This window comes from Bifidobacterium sp. ESL0704 (genome assembly GCF_029392075.1).
Lineage (GTDB): Bacteria > Actinomycetota > Actinomycetes > Actinomycetales > Bifidobacteriaceae > Bifidobacterium.
Genome location: NZ_CP113929.1, coordinates 1,050,571 through 1,069,747, shown reverse-complemented (window position 1 = coordinate 1,069,747; position 19,177 = coordinate 1,050,571). Strand labels below are relative to the sequence as shown.

At 51.8% G+C, this 19,177-nt stretch carries 14 protein-coding genes; 3 read left to right on the top strand and 11 right to left on the bottom strand.

Annotation, left to right across the window (positions count from 1 at the left end; translation table 11 throughout):
• Nucleotides 1-2: 2 nt before the first annotated feature.
• From cas1c to OZX64_RS03635, 8 genes are all read right to left on the bottom strand, one after another.
• Entirely contained in the window at nt 3-1,034 is a 1,032-nt protein-coding gene (cas1c, locus tag OZX64_RS03670; RefSeq protein ID WP_277174843.1) for a type I-C CRISPR-associated endonuclease Cas1c, read from the bottom strand.
• A gap of 30 nt (nt 1,035-1,064) precedes the next feature.
• A complete protein-coding gene (gene cas4 / locus OZX64_RS03665; protein ID WP_277174963.1) occupies nt 1,065-1,739 on the bottom strand; it encodes a CRISPR-associated protein Cas4 in 675 nt (224 codons plus the stop codon).
• A 29-nt stretch (nt 1,740-1,768) separates the two neighbouring features.
• A complete protein-coding gene (gene cas7c, locus OZX64_RS03660) occupies nt 1,769-2,704 on the bottom strand; it encodes a type I-C CRISPR-associated protein Cas7/Csd2 (protein WP_277174842.1) in 936 nt (311 codons plus the stop codon).
• Nucleotides 2,697-4,466, bottom strand: a complete 1,770-nt coding sequence (gene cas8c, locus OZX64_RS03655) for a type I-C CRISPR-associated protein Cas8c/Csd1 (RefSeq protein ID WP_277174841.1) — start codon at nt 4,464-4,466, stop codon at nt 2,697-2,699. Before cas8c ends, cas7c begins: the two co-directional genes overlap by 8 nt.
• Nucleotides 4,463-5,113 carry a type I-C CRISPR-associated protein Cas5c gene (gene cas5c / locus OZX64_RS03650; RefSeq protein WP_277174840.1) on the bottom strand — a complete coding sequence of 217 codons (651 nt, stop codon included), beginning with the start codon at nt 5,111-5,113 and terminating at the stop codon, nt 4,463-4,465. The genes cas8c and cas5c overlap by 4 nt, the downstream gene beginning before the upstream one ends.
• Nucleotides 5,114-5,352: 239 nt before the next feature.
• On the bottom strand, nt 5,353-7,620 hold the full coding sequence (gene cas3, locus OZX64_RS03645; protein ID WP_277174839.1) for a CRISPR-associated helicase Cas3': 2,268 nt from the start codon (nt 7,618-7,620) through the stop codon (nt 5,353-5,355).
• 104 nt (nt 7,621-7,724) lie between these two features.
• The gene (locus OZX64_RS03640; RefSeq protein ID WP_277174838.1) at nt 7,725-8,030 is read right to left on the bottom strand and encodes a type II toxin-antitoxin system Phd/YefM family antitoxin; all 306 of its coding nucleotides are present in this window, start codon (nt 8,028-8,030) and stop codon (nt 7,725-7,727) included.
• Nucleotides 8,031-8,063: 33 nt separating this feature from the next.
• Entirely contained in the window at nt 8,064-8,414 is a 351-nt protein-coding gene (locus tag OZX64_RS03635) for a type II toxin-antitoxin system RelE/ParE family toxin (RefSeq protein WP_277174837.1), read from the bottom strand.
• A 398-nt stretch (nt 8,415-8,812) separates the two neighbouring features.
• On the opposite strand from OZX64_RS03635, the gene OZX64_RS03630 reads away from it, so the two are divergent.
• The 3 genes from OZX64_RS03630 (at nt 8,813) to OZX64_RS03620 (ending at nt 11,640) form a co-directional block, all read left to right on the top strand.
• Nucleotides 8,813-9,901: a thioredoxin domain-containing protein gene (locus OZX64_RS03630; protein ID WP_277174836.1), complete on the top strand. Its 1,089-nt coding sequence runs from the start codon at nt 8,813-8,815 to the stop codon at nt 9,899-9,901.
• 340 nt (nt 9,902-10,241) lie between these two features.
• On the top strand, nt 10,242-10,370 hold the full coding sequence (locus tag OZX64_RS03625; protein ID WP_277174835.1) for a hypothetical protein: 129 nt from the start codon (nt 10,242-10,244) through the stop codon (nt 10,368-10,370).
• Between the two features lie 400 nt (nt 10,371-10,770).
• Nucleotides 10,771-11,640, top strand: coding sequence for a thioredoxin domain-containing protein (locus OZX64_RS03620; RefSeq protein ID WP_277174834.1), 870 nt, complete (start codon nt 10,771-10,773; stop codon nt 11,638-11,640).
• 169 nt (nt 11,641-11,809) lie between these two features.
• Here OZX64_RS03620 and ileS read toward each other — a convergent pair whose 3' ends face one another.
• From ileS to pflB, 3 genes are all read right to left on the bottom strand, one after another.
• Nucleotides 11,810-15,217 (bottom strand): mupirocin-resistant isoleucine--tRNA ligase, encoded by a 3,408-nt coding sequence (gene ileS, locus OZX64_RS03615; RefSeq protein WP_277174833.1) that lies wholly within the window; start codon nt 15,215-15,217, stop codon nt 11,810-11,812.
• A 354-nt stretch (nt 15,218-15,571) separates the two neighbouring features.
• Complete coding sequence (pflA, locus tag OZX64_RS03610) at nt 15,572-16,453, bottom strand: pyruvate formate-lyase-activating protein (protein ID WP_277157433.1); 882 nt, start codon at nt 16,451-16,453, stop codon at nt 15,572-15,574.
• A gap of 237 nt (nt 16,454-16,690) precedes the next feature.
• Nucleotides 16,691-19,066, bottom strand: coding sequence for a formate C-acetyltransferase (gene pflB / locus OZX64_RS03605; protein WP_277156037.1), 2,376 nt, complete (start codon nt 19,064-19,066; stop codon nt 16,691-16,693).
• Nucleotides 19,067-19,177: the final 111 nt, after the last annotated feature.

The window sequence follows — 19,177 nt, the reverse complement described above, 5'->3', positions numbered from 1 at the left end:
TCTCATTTCCATAGTAATGGTGGATATGCGTCTAAATCCCCACGCAATGCTCGCACTAAGAGCAATGCCTGCACGTAAGGGACAAGACCCCACGATATCTTCTCATTGAGGAACGGATGTGTCATTTGTTCCTGCTTACGTTTCTGCCACGCGGCTAAGACGATTTTTCGTCCCTGATCATTGAGAAAAATGCCGCCGTTTTCCCGTTCTTCAAAATCTTTCGGCTTAATCGCACCGGTATTGACAAGACTCAAAACGAACCGATCGCCAATTATCGGTCGAAATTCTTCCATCAGATCCAAAGCCAGCGAGACCCGGCCAGGCCTATCGACGTGCATAAATCCGACATATGGATCAAGCCCTACACCTTGCAATGCCGCCGTGCAATCTCCTGTCAAAAGTGTGTATATGAAAGACATCAGCGCATTGAGCCGGTCCATCGGGGGTCTGCGGCTTCGGCCTTCAAAATAGAAATCGTCTTTCGAATGAAGAATCAAATCGTCATAGGCACCAAAATAGTCTTTGGCCGCGTTCCCCTCCACTCCGCGCAGCTCATCCAGCGTTGAACAAGCATTTATTTCATTAAGAGCAGTTTTCAATAAAGCACTTTGAGAAGAAAGCCGCTCCGCATTTACGCGCATGGAGTGGTCGCGTCTGACTCTTTCCAATACCCAGCGGCAATTAAACACTTTCCCAAAAATAAAAGACTTGGCAATTGGCAAGCTCCGGCTTTCGTCATCGGCGACCCTGAATTGCTCTCTTCGTAACAGCACATTACGATTTTTCTCACCAAGAATCGAACAATAATAACGTCCACGCGGAGAAAAGAACGAAACCGACACCCCGAACTCCGCACATCTGCCCATCAACGCCGGCGACGCACCCTTGTAGCTAAAGCACAGAATTCCCTCTATGGATCGCAGAGGGATTGAAGCCAAACGTGCATCTTTGATCTGAACGACGACGTTGTCGTCCTTAAGGGACAAATAAGCGTCCTCGCTAAGTACAAACAACGTATTGAGTAATCGCCTCACTGTTCCTCCTCCATTATCACTATTCATTATTCACTCAACCACAGCTAGATGTTCGTTGATATATTTCCTCGCGGATGGAGTCTTGCTCAGTTCCGGAAGACACAAATCTTTTAGAGAACAAGCGTTACATGATTTCGTGCGCTTGACTTTCGGCGTATACCCGCGACTATAAAGATCATGCATTTGCCGGGTAACACCGACCACGGTGTCCCGTAAGGCGTCATCAAGCTCGACGATTTCCCGACGCTTTGTTTCCCGATAAAACAATGCCGCCTGCGGAATATCACATGCAAGCATTTCTTCCAGGCACATCACTTCGGCACAAAGCTGAAGCCGGTCTTCGTCTTTTGCTTTGGCATGACCGTGCTTGTACTCGATCGGATACGCCGACCACTTCCCTTCACGACCATTGAGCTCAACGCCGTCATGGTCACGGTGGAACTCCACCACATCGCAGATCCCCGTGATGCCCAGTTTTCGTGAGAACACTCTCAGACTGCGCAAGATCAGCAGATCGCCCCGAGTCTCGGACTGGCCGTAATCGTCTACACGTGCATGCTCCAGCTGACCTGCAGTCGTACGTGCATTTTCCTGCCAAAGCTGTTCGATATGAATCAACGCCCATTGCCGCTTGCAAAAGGCATAATGCTGAATGCCCGAAAGGGCCAACCAATCATCCTCAGGATAATCGGTAGACCCATTCAGCAGCTCACGATAGGTAGAAGATGTGGAATTCACAGCGTGATACCATCTACTTTTTCGGTAACCTGTACGGAATCTGGAACGCTTGTCGCATCGTATTTCACGTCGTAATCGTTAAAAGTCCGTGGCGCCGATACTTCTGGTTTACGATTCACCTTGACACTGTCGAACAACTTATATGAAGGAGCATCGCCTAAATCATTGCTGTGCTTAAACACGTACAGCTTCCGAACCGCCATATTGCCTCTCGCAGCCGACCGATCGAATTCGAACATATTTAGGATTGCGTTCCAAAGCAGTTCCAAATCTGCATCCGAAAAACCTGTAGTCTGCTCAGCCAACTTCGCAGAAATATACCCATTCGCACGGTACAAACCGTAAGGAATAATGTATTTCCTTCCTATCTCATTGTTTTTCTTTTCCGCATCCGCTTCAGTGGTAATCGCCACTCGCGTAATAGTGATTTCCTGAGGGATGACGGGATCAATAGAACGTGAAAAACCAAGCTGAACCGGCCCACGTACTTGGCCGGAAGACAGGCTACCTTTAACAAAAGTAGTCATCACGGCACCGAACGTTCGGATATCAAAGAAGTTCGAGCACATATAGTCACGAATCTTCCTGTCCAAATCCGGGTCGTCCTTCTTGACCCTCTTGATATCCTTTTCCGCATTGGCTGCGTCCGTATCAACTCCGACAGAGTCCAAAGCCTCATCATCAAGCCTGTTCAGTGGAACACGCTGCTGAATATAGATACGGTTAGGAGCCTTATCTCCGTCAACCAATTGAACGTAGTTACGAATCTTGCGCTTCAGGCACACATCCGTCACCAGTCCCAAACCAGTTTCCGTATCAATCCTTGGCATGTTCCCCGAATCGGGATCACCGTTCGGATTACCGTTTTCGACGTCGAACAGAATCGAGAAATCATAGCGGTTCTTGATCGCGTCATTGGTAATTTCACTCATTGTTCTCTCCTTGTTTGTTGGAATTCTCCTGCTTTACCGTTTTATTCTCGTAATGCTTCTGAGTCTCGAAGTAATAGCCAAGTTGGAAAGCGCCCTGCTGAGGCAAAGAAAGCCTGGCGGGATATTGGTCTCCGAGTCTCAAAGAGAGACGTTGTAAAGCCTTGCTGAGATTGACCTTTCGCCCAGGCTCCGACCTGCCCAGCTTCCGAAGATGTTTTTCCGCCAGATTTCCCAGAATCGGGAATATCAGCGAAGGTGTCGTAGAGGCGCTGTTGAAATACTTGTCTTTAATCGTAGTATTGATGCCAGGATTCGCCGCTTGCTGAATCTGCTCATACAACGAGAACATTCTTCCCAGCACATAAGGAACATTCTCACTCTCCTCATTGATACTCATTTGCAATACCTCCTTGGGGCATTCAGAATTAGGTTGTCTTAAGTAATAGGCTTTAATAATGGCGGCTTTATCCGCATTGATGTCTTTCTCGGATCTGATGCGTAATTCGACGTTTGAAAGCAACGACGCCGGATATGGAACACCTAAAAGAACCGAACGCAGCACGCCGCCTACCAGCACACTCGGCACGTCGGCCTTTATTGCCTGATTGGTGGTTTGATTCAGCAAACGCCACAAAGGCATACGGGGATTCTTATCAAAAATAGGTCTTTGAATACTCAAATCCGAGTAATGCTTGACGATATTCTGCAAGAATGCACCGAAGGTGTCTTTGAGAAAGAACCGTACCGAAATACGCGCCGAATTTGGAGACAAACCCAGCACATAGAAATGTTCATCGGGATTCAGCTGAAAATTGCCTACGTCAAAAACTCTACCTGCAGCGAGCGCGTTGATGGCAGTTCCCAAGTTGGCTTCTAAATCACCATCAGACGATGAACCGCCTCCAAAGTCAGAAGCCATGCTAAAGAAGTCCTGATATTCGACACTCCCGGATTCCGCCCAATACACGATAGTCGTATCACCAACATGAGCAACATGGTCATTATCAGCCAAAAGATAGTTCAATGCAGCGGTGTATTTATAGGCTTGTTCCTCGCTCATCGGAGCATTGGCGTTCTGAGATTTCCCGTATGAATTGAAAGATTCCTTATTAAAGGAAATCAAAGCACCACCACTCGATTGCGCGCCCCACACCCCTTTGATTTTAGGATGAATCGCAGCCGGTTGAACTTCAGAACCGTCCACGATACTTTCCAAGACCTCACCATCGGTTCCCGATTCGGAGAAATCTTCAAGCCACGCATGCACAATTCGTTCGTCTTCCATCACGCAACGGTCATTGTGGTAAAAGACAAAATTGGCAGTGGACGCATGTTTCCACTCATCAGCAGTCAGAAGATTCTTGGCTTCTGACACCTGTGGGGACCGTGCGAAAAATGCACATATCGCCTTTGCCGTTGAATCATCGATTCCTGAAAGCAATCGCAAATGCAATTCCGCAGCGGCTTTAAAGGCTTTCTTCTCTCGGCCGTTCCTTGCGTTAGTGTCATCCGCCAACAAATATTGCGGCGTATCACACAGGAAATTAGCTTTGACTCCCGAAGACCTAGTCACTCGTGCAGGCACGGAAACCATGTGGACCGGACGCTTTTGCGACCAATCCCCAAGCTTTCGAATATTCAGGATTTTGCCCGAATCGTCAATATCGAGCCCATACAAAACATTCTGCGGAATTAAACCATATTGAGGTATTTTGTGTTTCGCATCAAGATCATCGTAGAGGTGAATCAAATTTTCAATCATGACACTACCCTCGCGTTCTCGAGATTCATAACCCCATCGTTCAATTCGGCACGGAAAAACAACGGCTTGATATTTTCAGGATCACGATAATCCATGTCATATAGCATGTATCCTAAATCCCGCTTGCCTTGTTCGAACCCCTTGGGACTTTGTTTGTCTTCCCAAGACTTGAAATCGACAGGAAATTCTCTGCACCCGAAATAAGGATGATGGAAACACTGACCTTTTGCAACACGACGGTTGAAAATGCTGATGAACTTTGCCGGAGAATCCTCTTTAGACGCTCGATCGGTCATATCAAAATGCGCTTCGATGACGTAGTGAACATCTCTCAGAAAAGTCGAAGCCCGTTGCTGAATAGTATCCGAGGTATAAATGACTTCACCTCCCTTTCCCTCCATCATCGAGTGAGCAGTTCTGGCACTCAGCACGCTGGAAACTTCATTGCGCCTGATATTATCGAACTTAATCGGATTCATCACAGTGATCTTGTCAACTACCCATCTCATCCCAGGGTGCCAATATATGGCTTCCAAAATACCGCGTGCAGCCGAAGGGGTCATCACATCGTAAGAGACTCGCTCCACTGACATTTCCGGACGCGTGAACAATGCGCCGCTTCCCCAAACTTCAAGTTGTATCGCCATCGCCATTCCTCTCAAATCGTCATTGAATTTTCTAAAAGTATATCACAGTTTCAGGTATATTTACAATTCTTGCTTCTGTAGCATGTCTCTTCTATTGTTGAAGAGTCGTTCATTATTCAAAATATGATGGACGAGGATTGAAATAGGTACATTTATATAGAACTAAGTCGGGTTCTCTGCAAAAGCGGAGAACCCTTTTATCCGTTCAGAAGAAACAACTTGTATCTTACAGCCACCGTTTAAATGAAAATTCCATCCGTTATGGCTGAGTTTTCAAAATATAGTCCTCTGCACCTGTCGTAATTATTTAAATTCCTTAACACAAAATAGGAATCCTCTGGATGCAGCTCATCCCCATACTCAATCACGACACCACCTTCTTGTAGCTCTTGCAAACGCTTCGGCCAAATATTGACAGAATACTTCCCTAGTTTTCTAAAAAGCGTTCTACTGTATTCTCCATTAATAAGCTGCCGACACAGATTTTCGCCCTCTCCCGGCAGAGGAATATAGACAGGAATGGTCGGCGTATCAATGAGTTTGAAACGCTTGGCGATTATTTCAAAAGGACATCTTCTCCCTTTGACACCTTCTCGATGTGCCTTGAGTATTTTCTTGGTGTCAAGAGCATCTTGACCTTTATCATTGAACAGCTGTCGAAAATACTCATATATTGCATTTGGTGTAGCCAAATTCTCAAATTTGCCGATAACAGAATGCAGAACCTGAACATTTTGAGACAACAGAGATGTGCGGCCTTCTTTAGTAGAAAAAACCTTTACGACACTTTCGTCAACAGGCCTCTTACCCTCACGATTGCACCGTCCAGCGGTTTGCAATATTGAATCCAACCCGGCTTCTTCTCGGTAAGCAACAGGAAAGTCGACATCAACCCCGGCTTCTATCAGCGAAGTAGACACCACAACGCATCGCAGGTCATTGCGCAAACGTGTTCGTATCTCATCCAAGAGTTTCACGCGATCAACCGCACAGAGCAATGTCGTTAAGCAGAAATACCCATTTTCATAGCCACCCGCCGTCTTAGCCATTTTCGAATATAGATATTGCGCCTCTTTGCGAGTGTTCACCACACAAAGCACCTCTTCATATGAATTCAACTCTTCTGCAAGATCATCAAGCGTAATCGTAGAATCGACGTTCAGCTCTATATGATTTCTCGTAAAAGCTAGATATTCATTCTCATTCATCGGCGATATTTCAGGTATCTTATAATCATCTTTGCCAAATGCCTCACAGAACAATGATTCCAACGCGGGCTGGGTCGCAGTGCACAGCACCGCACTGACATGATAACGTTGCGTCAGTTCCGAAATCGCCTGAATACAAGGCTTCAGATACGAAACAGGAAGAGTCTGCGCCTCGTCAAAAACGATGACCGAATTAGCAATGTTATGCAGCTTCCGACATTTTGACGTTTTGTTCGAATAAAGACTTTCAAAAAATTGAACGGCGGTAGTCACTACAATCGGAGAGTTCCAATTTTCTGAAGCAAGATTTCGCTGAACATCACTTTCCGACCTCTCATCTTCATCTTTCAATTGGTATGAGGCTTCAGCATAATGCGGCAGAACGTTCTCCTCACCAAATTCTTTTTCAAACGTATCAACCGTCTGATCAATAATCGATGTATACGGGATTACATAAATAATTCGGCTTTTATGATACGTAACTGCATGCTCTAAAGCGAAGCTTATAGAAGCATTCGTTTTACCGCTACCAGTCGGCGCCGTAAGGGTGTATATGCCATCGCCTTTATGCTCATCTTTCCCGGCATCAATGCAATCATGTAGCAGTTTACAACGCTTTTCATCCAAAAAGGACTTATCTTTATTCTGAAAAAATTTCTGGGCTTTATTTTCACTGATTTTATTAAGAGTCACCAGAATTTTATCGTTCTGCTCTTTTATAACAGCAGCCGCGTTTTCACACTGCTTGAATATTGACGAGATATCAGGCATTTCTTCGGCTGCCAAGCAGTCTCCATAAGAATGTTTGATTGAAACCAGCAAGCTACGCTCCGCCCGATCACTATTCTTGGTGAAGAATTCAGCATCTAACCGGTCCGCGTCAATCAACGTTGAGAAAAGCATCCTAATTGACATCATTAAAGAATATGGGTCTTTGTAAAACTCTTGTTTCGGCCATTCAATCTCTCCGAATTGTTGCCCGTAACCACTGAAATCGGGAATGTGTCGTTTTAATCTTGCATACAAGGTGCCAAAATCGATTTCATCTACTGGACTGCCTCCGTCAGGCAATCCAGCGTGATGTCCACCTATGGCAAACGCTATCGAAAGGTTGTTATTATCTTGGGCAAGTTTCATTCCTGCACTGGAATGATCCACATGAGCCGGCTTTTCAGGATTTCTAATCATCTGTTGAAATTCAGCAGAATATTTACCGATATCATGGAAAAGGCCAGCAATCATTCCCTGATTAAGATTATTGAATTGGCTAGCGAACGCTCCGGCCAATGTCCCTGCCATCACCAAATGTTCTACGCATGTCTCATAACCGTGATCACTTGTTCTTGCATAATACATCATCGTATTTCCCACTTTCTTACCGGACTTATAGTAAACCGATTATCTCATTCGAACTCGGGCTCGTGGCCGTCGTCGAGTTTTGGCTCTTTGCCGAACACTTCCTCCTCAGTCAGGCGTCTGACGCTATCATCCTTCAACCGTTCCATGGCTTCCTGATACAGCACAAAATTCTCTTCGGCTTCCGTCAGCCGTCGATAATCATTGGGACTGACGATAACGGCAGTGGGCTTGTTGTTTTTCAGGACCACAACCGGATTATCATCACGTACGCGTTTGAACGTCTGACTTGCCTTGCCGTGGTTGAATTCGCTCACCGAGACCAGATTATCTAAAAGCTCTGAACTTCCCATAACAACCTTACAAATTATAATCCATATTATATATCATATAAGTATACTAATATTAAGTACTTTTTCCAATCTCCTTGCTGCTTCTTGATAAATGGTCTGGTCATCTCGAATTCCTACAATGATTATCGTCATCGATTCCTGGGTTCTTTCAAGAGAGTAGACGATTCTTATATCGTTGTGTTTTAATGTAGCTTTCAGCAATCCGGTCAAGTTATTACCACCTTTGTTGCCAAGAAGTTTGCCATATCCGTCTTCGGTAAAAGGCCAAAGGTTGACCGAGATGCGATGAATCGCTTTATGAACGTGACTGGTTCGAGGCTCCCCCAGGTTTTTGATGTCTTTTTCACTTCTTCTAAATATTTGACATTCCATATGCCCAAACAAATCACCTCACTGTAATCTCAATTCTCTATGTATTTCGAAGAGTACCAACCGCATAAAGAAAAACAAAATATTCTTGTTTGAATCGTTAAACAATCAAGATTTTTTTGACCATGAAATGTTTAAATGAGAAAACAGCTATCTGTCCTGCTTGACATCAGACCTATGCAAAATACATTCCTATGCCCTAGAGCAGAACGTTAAATGATATGTAGTTTTCACCGCAATACACGTCGACATTCGACGCTCACTGCATGTCGAGGTATGTCGAAACTTCAACTTTCAAATATTGGCTTATTCTGTAGTGCCATTGGCGTTTAAGCGAGAAAACTAGTAGAATAGCAAAAGGGACGAATAAGATTCTCATCACGATGAGATGACACAACAGAGAAAGAAACGCCATGGCAGTGGGAAACGATCAGAATGACGACAGCAGTCAATCGATACCGCCCCAAACGCCCGACAAATCTCAAACGGCAAAAACGTCAAAAAGCGATGACTCTCCGCAAACAGCAAAGAACACATCCGATACCAGCGACCAATCCCCAAGCGAAACAGACATCGCACAAAACGTTGCGTATCCTTTCGACGGCAACGCCGAAACCCGGTCTCTCACCGAGGCGGCAACAGTTGACGCCCGTCAAAGCCATCAAGGACGCGGGATATTCCTTGTAGGGACCATCATCGCCGCAGTGCTGGCCGTCATCATCATCGTGGCCGGAACATACGGCTATTGGGACCACAAGCATGGGGAAAAACGCGATTACCAACAATTGCAAAGCCTTGCGCAAAAGCCCATAGGCATGACCGAGCAAGGTGGTCTGCCCACGTTCAAGGCCAGCGACTACAACCCGAAGGCCCCGGACCTCGACCTTTATGTCGATTTCTTCTGCCCCGGCTGCGCGAACATAGAGCACAGAATCTCCAAGCCGCTCAAGCTCATGCAGAAGGCCAAGCAGGTCAATCTTTACATCCACCCCGTCAATTTCCTTGATTCATACAGCCGAAACAAATATTCGACCCGCGCCGCCAGCGCCTTTGCATATGTATCCTCGCATGAACCCGACAAGGCGCTTGATTTCTCCACCAGACTTTTCGACAAAGACTATCAACCGAACAAAGGCAACAATCGCAAGGTCAGCAACAAAGAGATCGTTAGGCAGGCGCTCAAGGCGGGGGTCAGCAAAACGGTCGCCCGGCAAGCGGTCAAAGGCACCTATTCGGACTACGTCGACACGGCGACCAAATACACCATCAGACGCAAGGAGCTCTATGTCCACATGCAGGAAGAGTTCCGTTTCTCCACCCCCACCATCTGCATCAACGGAACGATGTGGCACTATCGGCGACTCCACGTCCTGCAGGATATCGAGCCCACCCTTATTCACTCATTGGGCCTTCATCGCCAACAGGTAGGCAACGCCAAGATCATGCCTTCGATAGGACCGGATGGGCAGGCGTTGCCGATACAGCAGAAGTATTTGTCTTAGGCAATCCGCGGCGACAACATATTGCACGAGCGTCATTCCATATTCGTTTACCGGCTTCATCCTCATAGAACATGCCTGATCAGGAAAGCAATCCTGACGGTGAGAATTTTGCCTCTGCTTGTATAATTTTGTCCGGGACAAGGTTTCGTCCACTACACTCTGCAGTGAATAAAACCGCAACGAAGCGACACAGGAGGCAAGGCAAGATGCCACGAAAACACGGTAATGGACATGCTGCATCCAAGCACACAACACATGTAGCTGCGGCCCGGCAGAGGCGCGAAGCCGAGGCGGTACCTTCGGCACCCCGCTGATTCGCGTCAACCGTTGCATATGGTCGTTGAAAGGCACTAATTACGACGACCTCGTCGCTCAGTTCGAACACAGCATCGGCATCAAATCCCGCGACGTCGGCAACCCCGCGATCCTGCCGGCAATCGGTGCAGCCAAAGAACCGAAAAGAGTCTGACACATTCACGGCGCCGAAGCGCTGGTCTCCCACTTGCACCGGTGTCACGGATGCTTGTGCCTTTTGGGAGATGAAAAGCACATATGAATGCGACCTTGCCAACGGCAATCCCCCATTATTGTCGATTCTGCTATACGCTCGTCGAACGCCATACATACGTGAATCGTCAACGGTTTTATTCAAAGCGAACGCCCGATTATCTCAACAAAGGGATAAAATCTAAAAAATAGTGACGTAATTGACAATTCGATAACTTCCGGAAAGACGCGCAGAGGGAAAGGGTGATCAGGAAATGGATAGAATCGGCAAACATTCCCGATCACACACTCCGAGAAGACGGAAGAATCCGCCTCTTCTGACATCCACTCCCCCGGAAAGCCCTGATGCAGACGTCCCCCAGATGAAACGCGGGGGCGGTGGCCTCAGTCGCAACCAGTTGATTGTCGGTGCCATTACGATGATCATCGTCATGGCGCTGATTCTGGTCATCGGTTTTTCCATCGGCATCAATCAGGGCAGGAAGTCGAATCAAGAACTTCCCGAAACGCAGGCCCAGGCATACGACGAACTGCAAAGGGTCAAAAACAAGCCGGCCAACTCCACCGAGGAGGGTGGTTTGCCTGCATACCGACAAACCGATCGCAATCCTGACGCACCGACCGTGGAGATCTATGAGGACTTCCTCTGCCCCTACTGCGGCGACCTGACCCGCGCGCTTACCCCGACCCTCAAAAAACTGCAGGACGCCCAGCAGGTGAATCTTGAATTCCATATCGTCAACTTGTACGACACTCCTTCCACAAACCGATACGCCACCAGGGCAGCCAACGCGGTGGCATATGTGTCCGAACACGATCCGGAACATGTAACGGCATTCGTGGGCGCGTTGTTCGAAAAAGGCTTCCAGCCCGATGCCATTCACTATAAGGAAGTCAGCGACGCACAGATCGCCGCACAGGCAGAAAAAGCCGGGGTGAGCCGTACTGTGGCCGAAGCCGCGGTCAAGGCGCCGTACTCGTCGTTCATCAACAAGGTGACGGTCTATGACTCAAAGCGGAAAGAGCTGTTCACCAACATGCACGGCTCGAAGGGGTTCTTCCCGCCGACAATTCGCATCAACGGCACCATATCGAAGCTCAATACCTCCGACAACGACGGTAAAATCATCCAGCGGTTCATGGCCAATCTGGGACTGAACCCATTGGATGCCGGAATTGCAAGCGTGTTGCCGTCAAGCGGCGCTGACACTGCAGAGCAAGACTCGCAATGAAACCGTCCTTGCCGGATGAACAATTCAGGCAAGCGGAAAGGCCGGAAAACCGGCGCTATCAAAGATGGGTCACGGACCGACCGATACGATTGCCGGTCGGTCCGTGACCCGTCTCATGTTTTATGGTTCGCTGCCCTTTACGGATTGGCGGCGACGGCGGCCGTGAGCATTACTCCTTAGCTACGGTGACCTTCAGCTCGTCGGCGGACGCGTCGGCGTTGATGTCGAGGGTCGTGGCCAACGTTTCGTGAGCAATCAGCTCACGGAACTGCTCGGCCTTCGGCGCATCGGCCGCCGGCACATCAAGCTTCAGACTGATGCGATCGGCAATGTCGAGATCGGCTTCCTTACGGGCGTCCTGCACGGCACGGATGACGTCACGCGCGTAGCCTTCGGCGATGAGGTCATCGCTCAACGCGGTGTCGAGAATGACGAAACCGCCGCCGTCAAGCACCGCGGAAACGTCGTTGGCCCGGTCAGCCGCACCGATTTCATCGACCTGGTTGATCAGTGTGTATTCGCCTTCCTCGAGTTTCAGATCACCATTCGGCGTTTCGACCACAGGCGCACCCGTTTCGTCGACATGCCAGGCCCCGGACTTGGATGCCTTGATGGCGAACTGCACCTGCTTGCCCAGTCTCGGGCCGGCCTTGCGGGCGTTGACCTTCAGGTCGTGCACGATCTTCAAGCCGTGTTTGCCGGCGTCTGCGATGGTGGAGAATTCCACGTCCTTGACGTTGAGCTCGGTCTTGAGGATATCGTCGTAGGCGGCGACGGCATCGGGATCGTCCACCAGAACGGTGAGCTTGGCAAGCGGCTGGCGCACGCGAATCTGGCAGGACTTACGCAACGAAAGCGTGCCGGAAACGACCTCGCGCACCTGTTCCATGGCCGAAACCAACGCCGGCTCATCGACCAGGACACGTCCCAGCTCGGTTTCCTTGCCTTGGTTGAGTTCGCTTGTCGATTCGGCGTTCGCACCGACATCGTGGGACTGCTCGTCGGCGAGCGTGACGAACGGCCATTGCGTCAGATGCACCGATTCCCCACCGGTCAGGCCACGCCAGATCGACTCGGACTCCATCGGGGCGAGCGGCGCCATGACGCGCATCAGCACTTCGAGCACGGTGTAGAGCGTGTTGAAGGCGCTCTCGTCCTCGTTCCAGAAACGTTCGCGGTTGTTGCGGATGTACCAGTTGGTGAGCATGTCGATGAAGTCCTGCACCGTGGCGCACGCCTCGGAGATGGCGAAGGTGTCGAGCGCGTGCTCCACCGAGACCACCAGACGACGAGTGCGGGCCAGCAGATAACGATCCATGTTCGGCAGAGCGGCCACCTCGTCGGCACGCAGCGCACGAGCGTTGTAGCCTTTGCCGCCGTTGGCAGCGTTGGCGTAGAGCGTGAAGAAGTAGTACGAGCTCCACACCGGCAGCAGCACCTGACGCACCGTGTCGCGGATGCCGTCGGCGGTGACGATGAGGTTGCCGCCTCGCAGGATCGGCGAGGACATGAGGAACCAGCGCATCGCGTCGGAGCCGTAGTCGTTGAACACGCCGTTGACGTCCGGGTAATTGCGCAGGTGCTTGCTCATCTTCTGGCCGTCGTCGCCGAGCACGATGCCGTGGCAGATGACGTTCTTGAAGGCGGGCTTATCAAACAAGGCCGTGGCCATGACGTGCAAGACGTAGAACCAGCCACGGGTCTGGCCAATGTATTCGACCACATAGTCGGCCGGAAAATGCTGCTCGAAGTACTCCTTGTTCTCGAAGGGGTAATGGAACTGCGCGAAGGGCATCGAGCCGGACTCGAACCAGCAGTCGAGCACGTCGGAGATGCGGTGCATATGCGACTTGCCGGTCGGATCGTCGGGGTTGACGCGCGTGAGGTTGTCGATGTAGGGCCGGTGCATGTTGACGTTGCCCTCGCCGTCACGCGGGTAGTCGCCGAAATCGGCCTTGAGTTGCTCAAGCGAGCCATAGACGTCGACGCGCGGGTATTTCGGATCGTCGGAGACCCACACCGGGATCGGCGAACCCCAGAAGCGGTTGCGGGAAATCGACCAGTCTCGGGCGTTCTGCAGCCACTTGCCGAACTGGCCGTCCTTGACGTTCTCGGGAATCCAGTTGATCTTCTGGTTGTTTTCCAGCAGACGGTCCTTGACCTTGGTCACGGAGACGAACCAGGAGGAGACCGGCTTGTAGATCAGCGGGGTGCCGCAGCGCCAGCAGTGCGGGTAGGAGTGCACGTAGCTCTTCTCCTGGAAGAGCAGGGCGCGGTGTTCCTCGGGAACGCGTGCCAACGGGCCGTCGCCGGCGCGCAGGTTGCGCAGGATCGGCAGGTTGGCGTCGAAGACGTACATGCCCTCATAATCAGGGCAGGCTGAGGTAAAGGTGCAGCTGGCATCGAGCACGTCGATGGAGTTGACACCGGCGGCGTTCAGCGTGTTCATATCGTCTTCGCCATAAGGTGCCTGATGGACCAGGCCGGTGCCCTCGACGGTGTCGACGTAGTCGGCGGCGAGGATCTGGTAGGCGTTCGGGCCGGGGACATGGCCCTCGGACTCGGCCTCGTCACCTGCGAAGTACGGGAAGACCGGCCAGTAGCGGCGGCCGACCAGTTCTTTGCCTTTCAGCTCACGAACGACCTCGTAGTTCTCGCCGAGTTCCTTGGCGTACGAACCCAGCAACGGCTTGCCCAGGTAGAACTTCTTGCCGGCGAATTTGCCCTCGGTGGGCTTCACCTCGACGTAATCGATGTCGTTGCCCACAACGATCAGGAAGTTGGTGGGCGTGGTCCAGGGCGTCGTGGTCCAGAAAACGGCGTAAGCGTCATCCTCATCGCGCATCTTGACGGCGACGGAGACGGTGGTGTCCTGACGGTCCTGATAGACGTCGGCGTCCATGCGCAGCTCGTGTGCGGAAAGCGGGGTGCGGTCCTTCGGGCAGTACGGCAACACGCGATAGCCCTTGTAGGCCAGACCCTTGTCGTAGAGCGTCTTGAAGGCCCACATCACCGACTCCATGTAGGTGGTATTCAGGGTCTTGTAGCCGTGCTCGAAATCGACCCAGCGGGCCTGGCGGTGGACGTAGTCCTTCCACTCGTTGGTGTATTTGAGGACGGAGGTGCGGCAGGCGGCGTTGAACTTCTCGATGCCCATCTCCTCAATCTGGTCGACCGATTCGATGCCGAGCTCCTTCTGCGCTTCGAGTTCGGCCGGCAGACCGTGGGTATCCCAGCCGAAAACGCGGTTGACCTTGCGGCCCTTCATGGTCTGATAGCGCGGAATGACGTCCTTGGCGTAGCCGGTCAACAGGTGGCCGTAGTGCGGCAGGCCGTTGGCGAACGGCGGACCGTCGAAGAAGACGAATTCGTTGTCACTGTGGTCGCCGCTGGGGTTACGCTCGACGGATTTGTTGAAGGTATCATCCTTGTCCCAATAGTCGAGCACCGATTCTTCCATCTTCGGGAAGCTCGGGTTCGGCGCGACGTGCGCGCTCTGCTCGCCTACGGACGCTTTGGGGTACACATGTGAATTGGTGGTTTCGCTCACCGCACTCTCCTCGCTTGCAGGTTTCATTGCCATGTCCTGCGAGGACGATGCAGCTTCACCGCGTCATTGACGCGACACCCGCACACCGCGGTACCACCCCGCTTGTCATATTCAATCGCCACCCGGGCAATTAGGCCATCGATGTAATCGACACCTTGATTCCCGAGATCGCAACGTTATACGACCGCTTGAAACAGGCTGTTTCGGGCCACCCCGTCGGTTCTAATAAGCCGGCCACACACATGTGACGCAACCGTTCTTCCGAAAGCTCCCCGCCGATAACGGATCAGCGCTTATGGTGCATACTATAACACCGGACGAGGATTGTGAAATCGCTCTGTCCGGTGCATGAACAATAAATATATACGACTTTCAGCCTCTTTAGAAGACCTCGAAGCCGTGGGCCTTGAACTGGTCGCGGACACGCTTTTTCAGCTCTTTGGAAGGGCCCTCCTTGGTCTCGAGCGGATAGTCGTAGTGCAGCTCATGCCACTTCGGACGGCCGAGCTGGTGGAACGGGAGGACATCGATATGTTCCAATGCATCGCCGAAGGACTCGCAGATCTTGGCCACGTTCTCGACGTTTTCGACGCTATCGGTAAGTCCGGGAACAAGAACGAAACGCACCCAGATCTTCTTGCCGGCCTTGTTGAGCCTCTGACCGAACTGAATGGTCGGCGCAAGCTGGCTGCCGGTCACCTTGTGATAGGTCTCTTCATCGCCGGACTTGACATCGAGCAGGCACAGGTCAACATCCTCAAGCATCTCGTCGGTCCAGTCCTTGTTGAGGAAGCCGGAAGTGTCGAGGCAGGTATGGATGCCTTCTTTGTGCACCGCGTGGAAGACGCGCGAGACGAACTTGCCCTGCATCATCGACTCGCCGCCGGAGAAAGTGACTCCCCCGCCGGTGCTCTGGAAAACGTCCTTGTAACGGGTGACGCGTTCGATCATATCGTCGAGATAGACCGGCTGGCCGTCACGCATCTTCCAAGTGTCGGGGTTCTGGCAGAACTGGCAACGCAGCGGGCAACCGCTCATGAACACGGTCATTCGGGTCCCCGGCCCGTCCACCGACGTGTTGATGTCCCACGAATGCACAAATCCCATGTCGCCGGTACGCAGTGCATTGATGCGATCGTGGCGGTCCAGGCCTATAGGAGACTGAAAGCCCGAAAGGCCGCCCATCAACGTATGTTTGGCATACACTTTCGAAACCTTGAGCATATGCTGCGTTGTGGTCCTAAATTGAGTGGTATCGGACATCATTGCCCCTCCTTGTAAATTCTTCATTCCATACTAACTGATATCAAACCTAAATCCCAGTCGCTCGGTGTGCCTGAAGTACGACGATGATCGTGGAACATTCCATAGGTGAAAACCTGGCGTCCTCTATCCCCCTAGGTCCGGTTTCCAAGCCCGTGGAACATGATTTGAGGGGACGGAGCTGATGCTCCGCCCCCTCAAATCAACTATTTCACCACGTTACTTCAAGCGTGTGCGTCACTCGGTGACGGCACCCTGATGGAACGTACGGGAAATGACATCGAGCTGCTGCTCGCGGGTGAGCTTGACGAAGTTGACCGCATAGCCCGAGACACGCACGGTGAGGTGCGGATACTTCTCAGGATGCGCGACGGCGTCCTCAAGCTGCTCCTTGCGCAGCACGTTGATGTTGGCGTGATAGAGGCCGTGGCCATTGCCCGAGTCGAGAATACCGACCAGGTTGGTAACGCGCTCTTCCTCGTCACGGCCGAGGCCGTCAGGGGTGATCGTGTTGGTCAGCGAAATGCCATCCAGCGCATCGTTGTAGTTGATCTTGCCGACCGAGAACATGGACGGCAGCATGCCGTGCGAATCCATGCCGTTCTCCGGGTTGGCACCAGGGGCGTAAGGCTCGCCCTTCTTGTGTCCGCTCGGGAAGGAACCGGTCGCCTTGCCGTAGACCACGTTGGAGGTGATGGTCAGGATGGACTGGGTCGGAACCGCGTTGCGGTAGACCGGCAGAGCCTTGATCTGATCCATAACCGTGGAGACGGTCCACTTGGCGAGATCATCGGCACGATCATCGTCGTTGCCGTAGATCGGGAAGTCGCCGACCGTGCGATAGCCGACCACCAGGTCGTCATCGGCACCTTCGACATACTCGTTCTCATGGCCTTCGAGGTTCTTCGCATCCTTGTTGTAGATAGGATAGACCTTCGCATACTTCAGTGCGGAGAGCGAATCGGCGGCGATCGACAGACCGGACATGCCGCAACCCAAGGTGCGGTAGACTTCCTTGTCGTGCAGAGCCATCTCGATGGATTCATATGCATACTTATCGTGCATGTAATGAATGATGTTCAGCGCTTCGATGTAGGTCTCCGAGAGCCACTCAAGGGCCTTCTCGTAGTTATCCTTGACCTTCTGATAGTCAAGGGTGCCGTCGGCTTCGGGCTTGATCGGATCGATGATGCCCTTGTCGATGACCTGCATACCGGTCATCTCGTCACGGCCACCGTTGATCGCGTAGAGCAGAGCCTTCGCAGAGTTCACGCGAGCACCGAAGAACTGCATCTGCTTGCCGATACGCATCGGGGAGACGCAGCAAGCGATGGCGGCGTCGTCGCCCCAGTGGTCGCGGATGTCGCGGTCGGACTCATACTGGATGGCCGAGGTGGCGATGGAGGTACGAGCGCAATAACGCTTGTAGCCTTCAGGCAGCTTGGAATCCCAGAAGATGGTGATGTTCGGCTCAGGGCCAGGTCCAAGGTGATCCAGGGCCAGGGTGGCGAGCAGACGGAACGAGGTCTTGGTGACCATGTGGCGTCCGTCATCGGCGAAGCCCGCGTCGGACCAAGTGGCCCAGTACGGATCGCCGGAGAAGATGTTGTCATAGTCCTTGGTGCGCAGGAAGCGGACGATACGCAGCTTCATGACGAGCTGATCGATGATCTCCTGAGCATCGGATTCGGTGATCTTGCCGGCCTTGAGGTCGCGCTCGAAATAGGTATCGAAGAAGGCGGAGACACGGCCGAAGCTCATGGCGGCGCCATCCTGGCTCTTGACGGAGGCGAGGTAGCCCATGTAGGTCCACTGCACGGCTTCCTGAGCGGTCTGAGCCGGACGAGAAAGATCGAGGCCATACTCGTTGCCCAGCTTGATGAGCTGCTTCAAAGCGGTGATCTGGTCCGAATGCTCTTCGCGGAAGCGGATCCAGTGCTCGATCTCGGCCTCGGTGAAGTCGTTGCGATAAGGAATCGAATCCTTGTCTTCCTTCTTCTTGGCAATCAGATAGTTGACGCCATAGAGAGCGACACGACGATAGTCGCCGATGATACGGCCGCGGCCGTAGGCATCAGGCAGACCGGTGAGGATCTTGTTGTGGCGAGCAAGCTTGATCTGCTTGGTGTAGACGCCGAACACGCCGTCGTTATGGGTCTTGCGATACTTGGTGAAGATCGTCTTGATGTTGGGGTCAGGCTCTTTGCCGGCCTCAATAATGGCCTGCTCGACCATACGCCAGCCGCCGTTCGGCATCATGGCGCGCTTGCAAGGCTCATCGGTCTGGATGCCGACGATGACGTTATCATGCTCTTTGTCCATGATGTAGCCGGGGCCGAAGTTGTCGATGCCGGCCGGAGTGTGGGTATCAACGTCATAAATACGCTGCTTACGCTCAACAGCAAGCTGGTTGTTGTCGAGATACTCCCACATTTCCTTCGTCTTCGGGGTCGCCGTGGCGAGGAAGGACTCATCGCCATCATACGGCGTATAATTCTTCTGAATGAAATCGCGAACATCGATTTCCTTCTGCCAGTCTCCTCCGACGAAGCCATTCCAAGCCTTCGCCTGAAGCTCCTCGGCAGACAAAGCAGTCTGATCTACTGCGGTCATTTAGCACTCCTTATTAGTGGAGCAACGCATCTTCACGTTGCGTTCGATTTCCATTGTAGAGTGGTCTTCGTCACAAACACAGCCAAATAAATGTGACATACGTCACTTTTC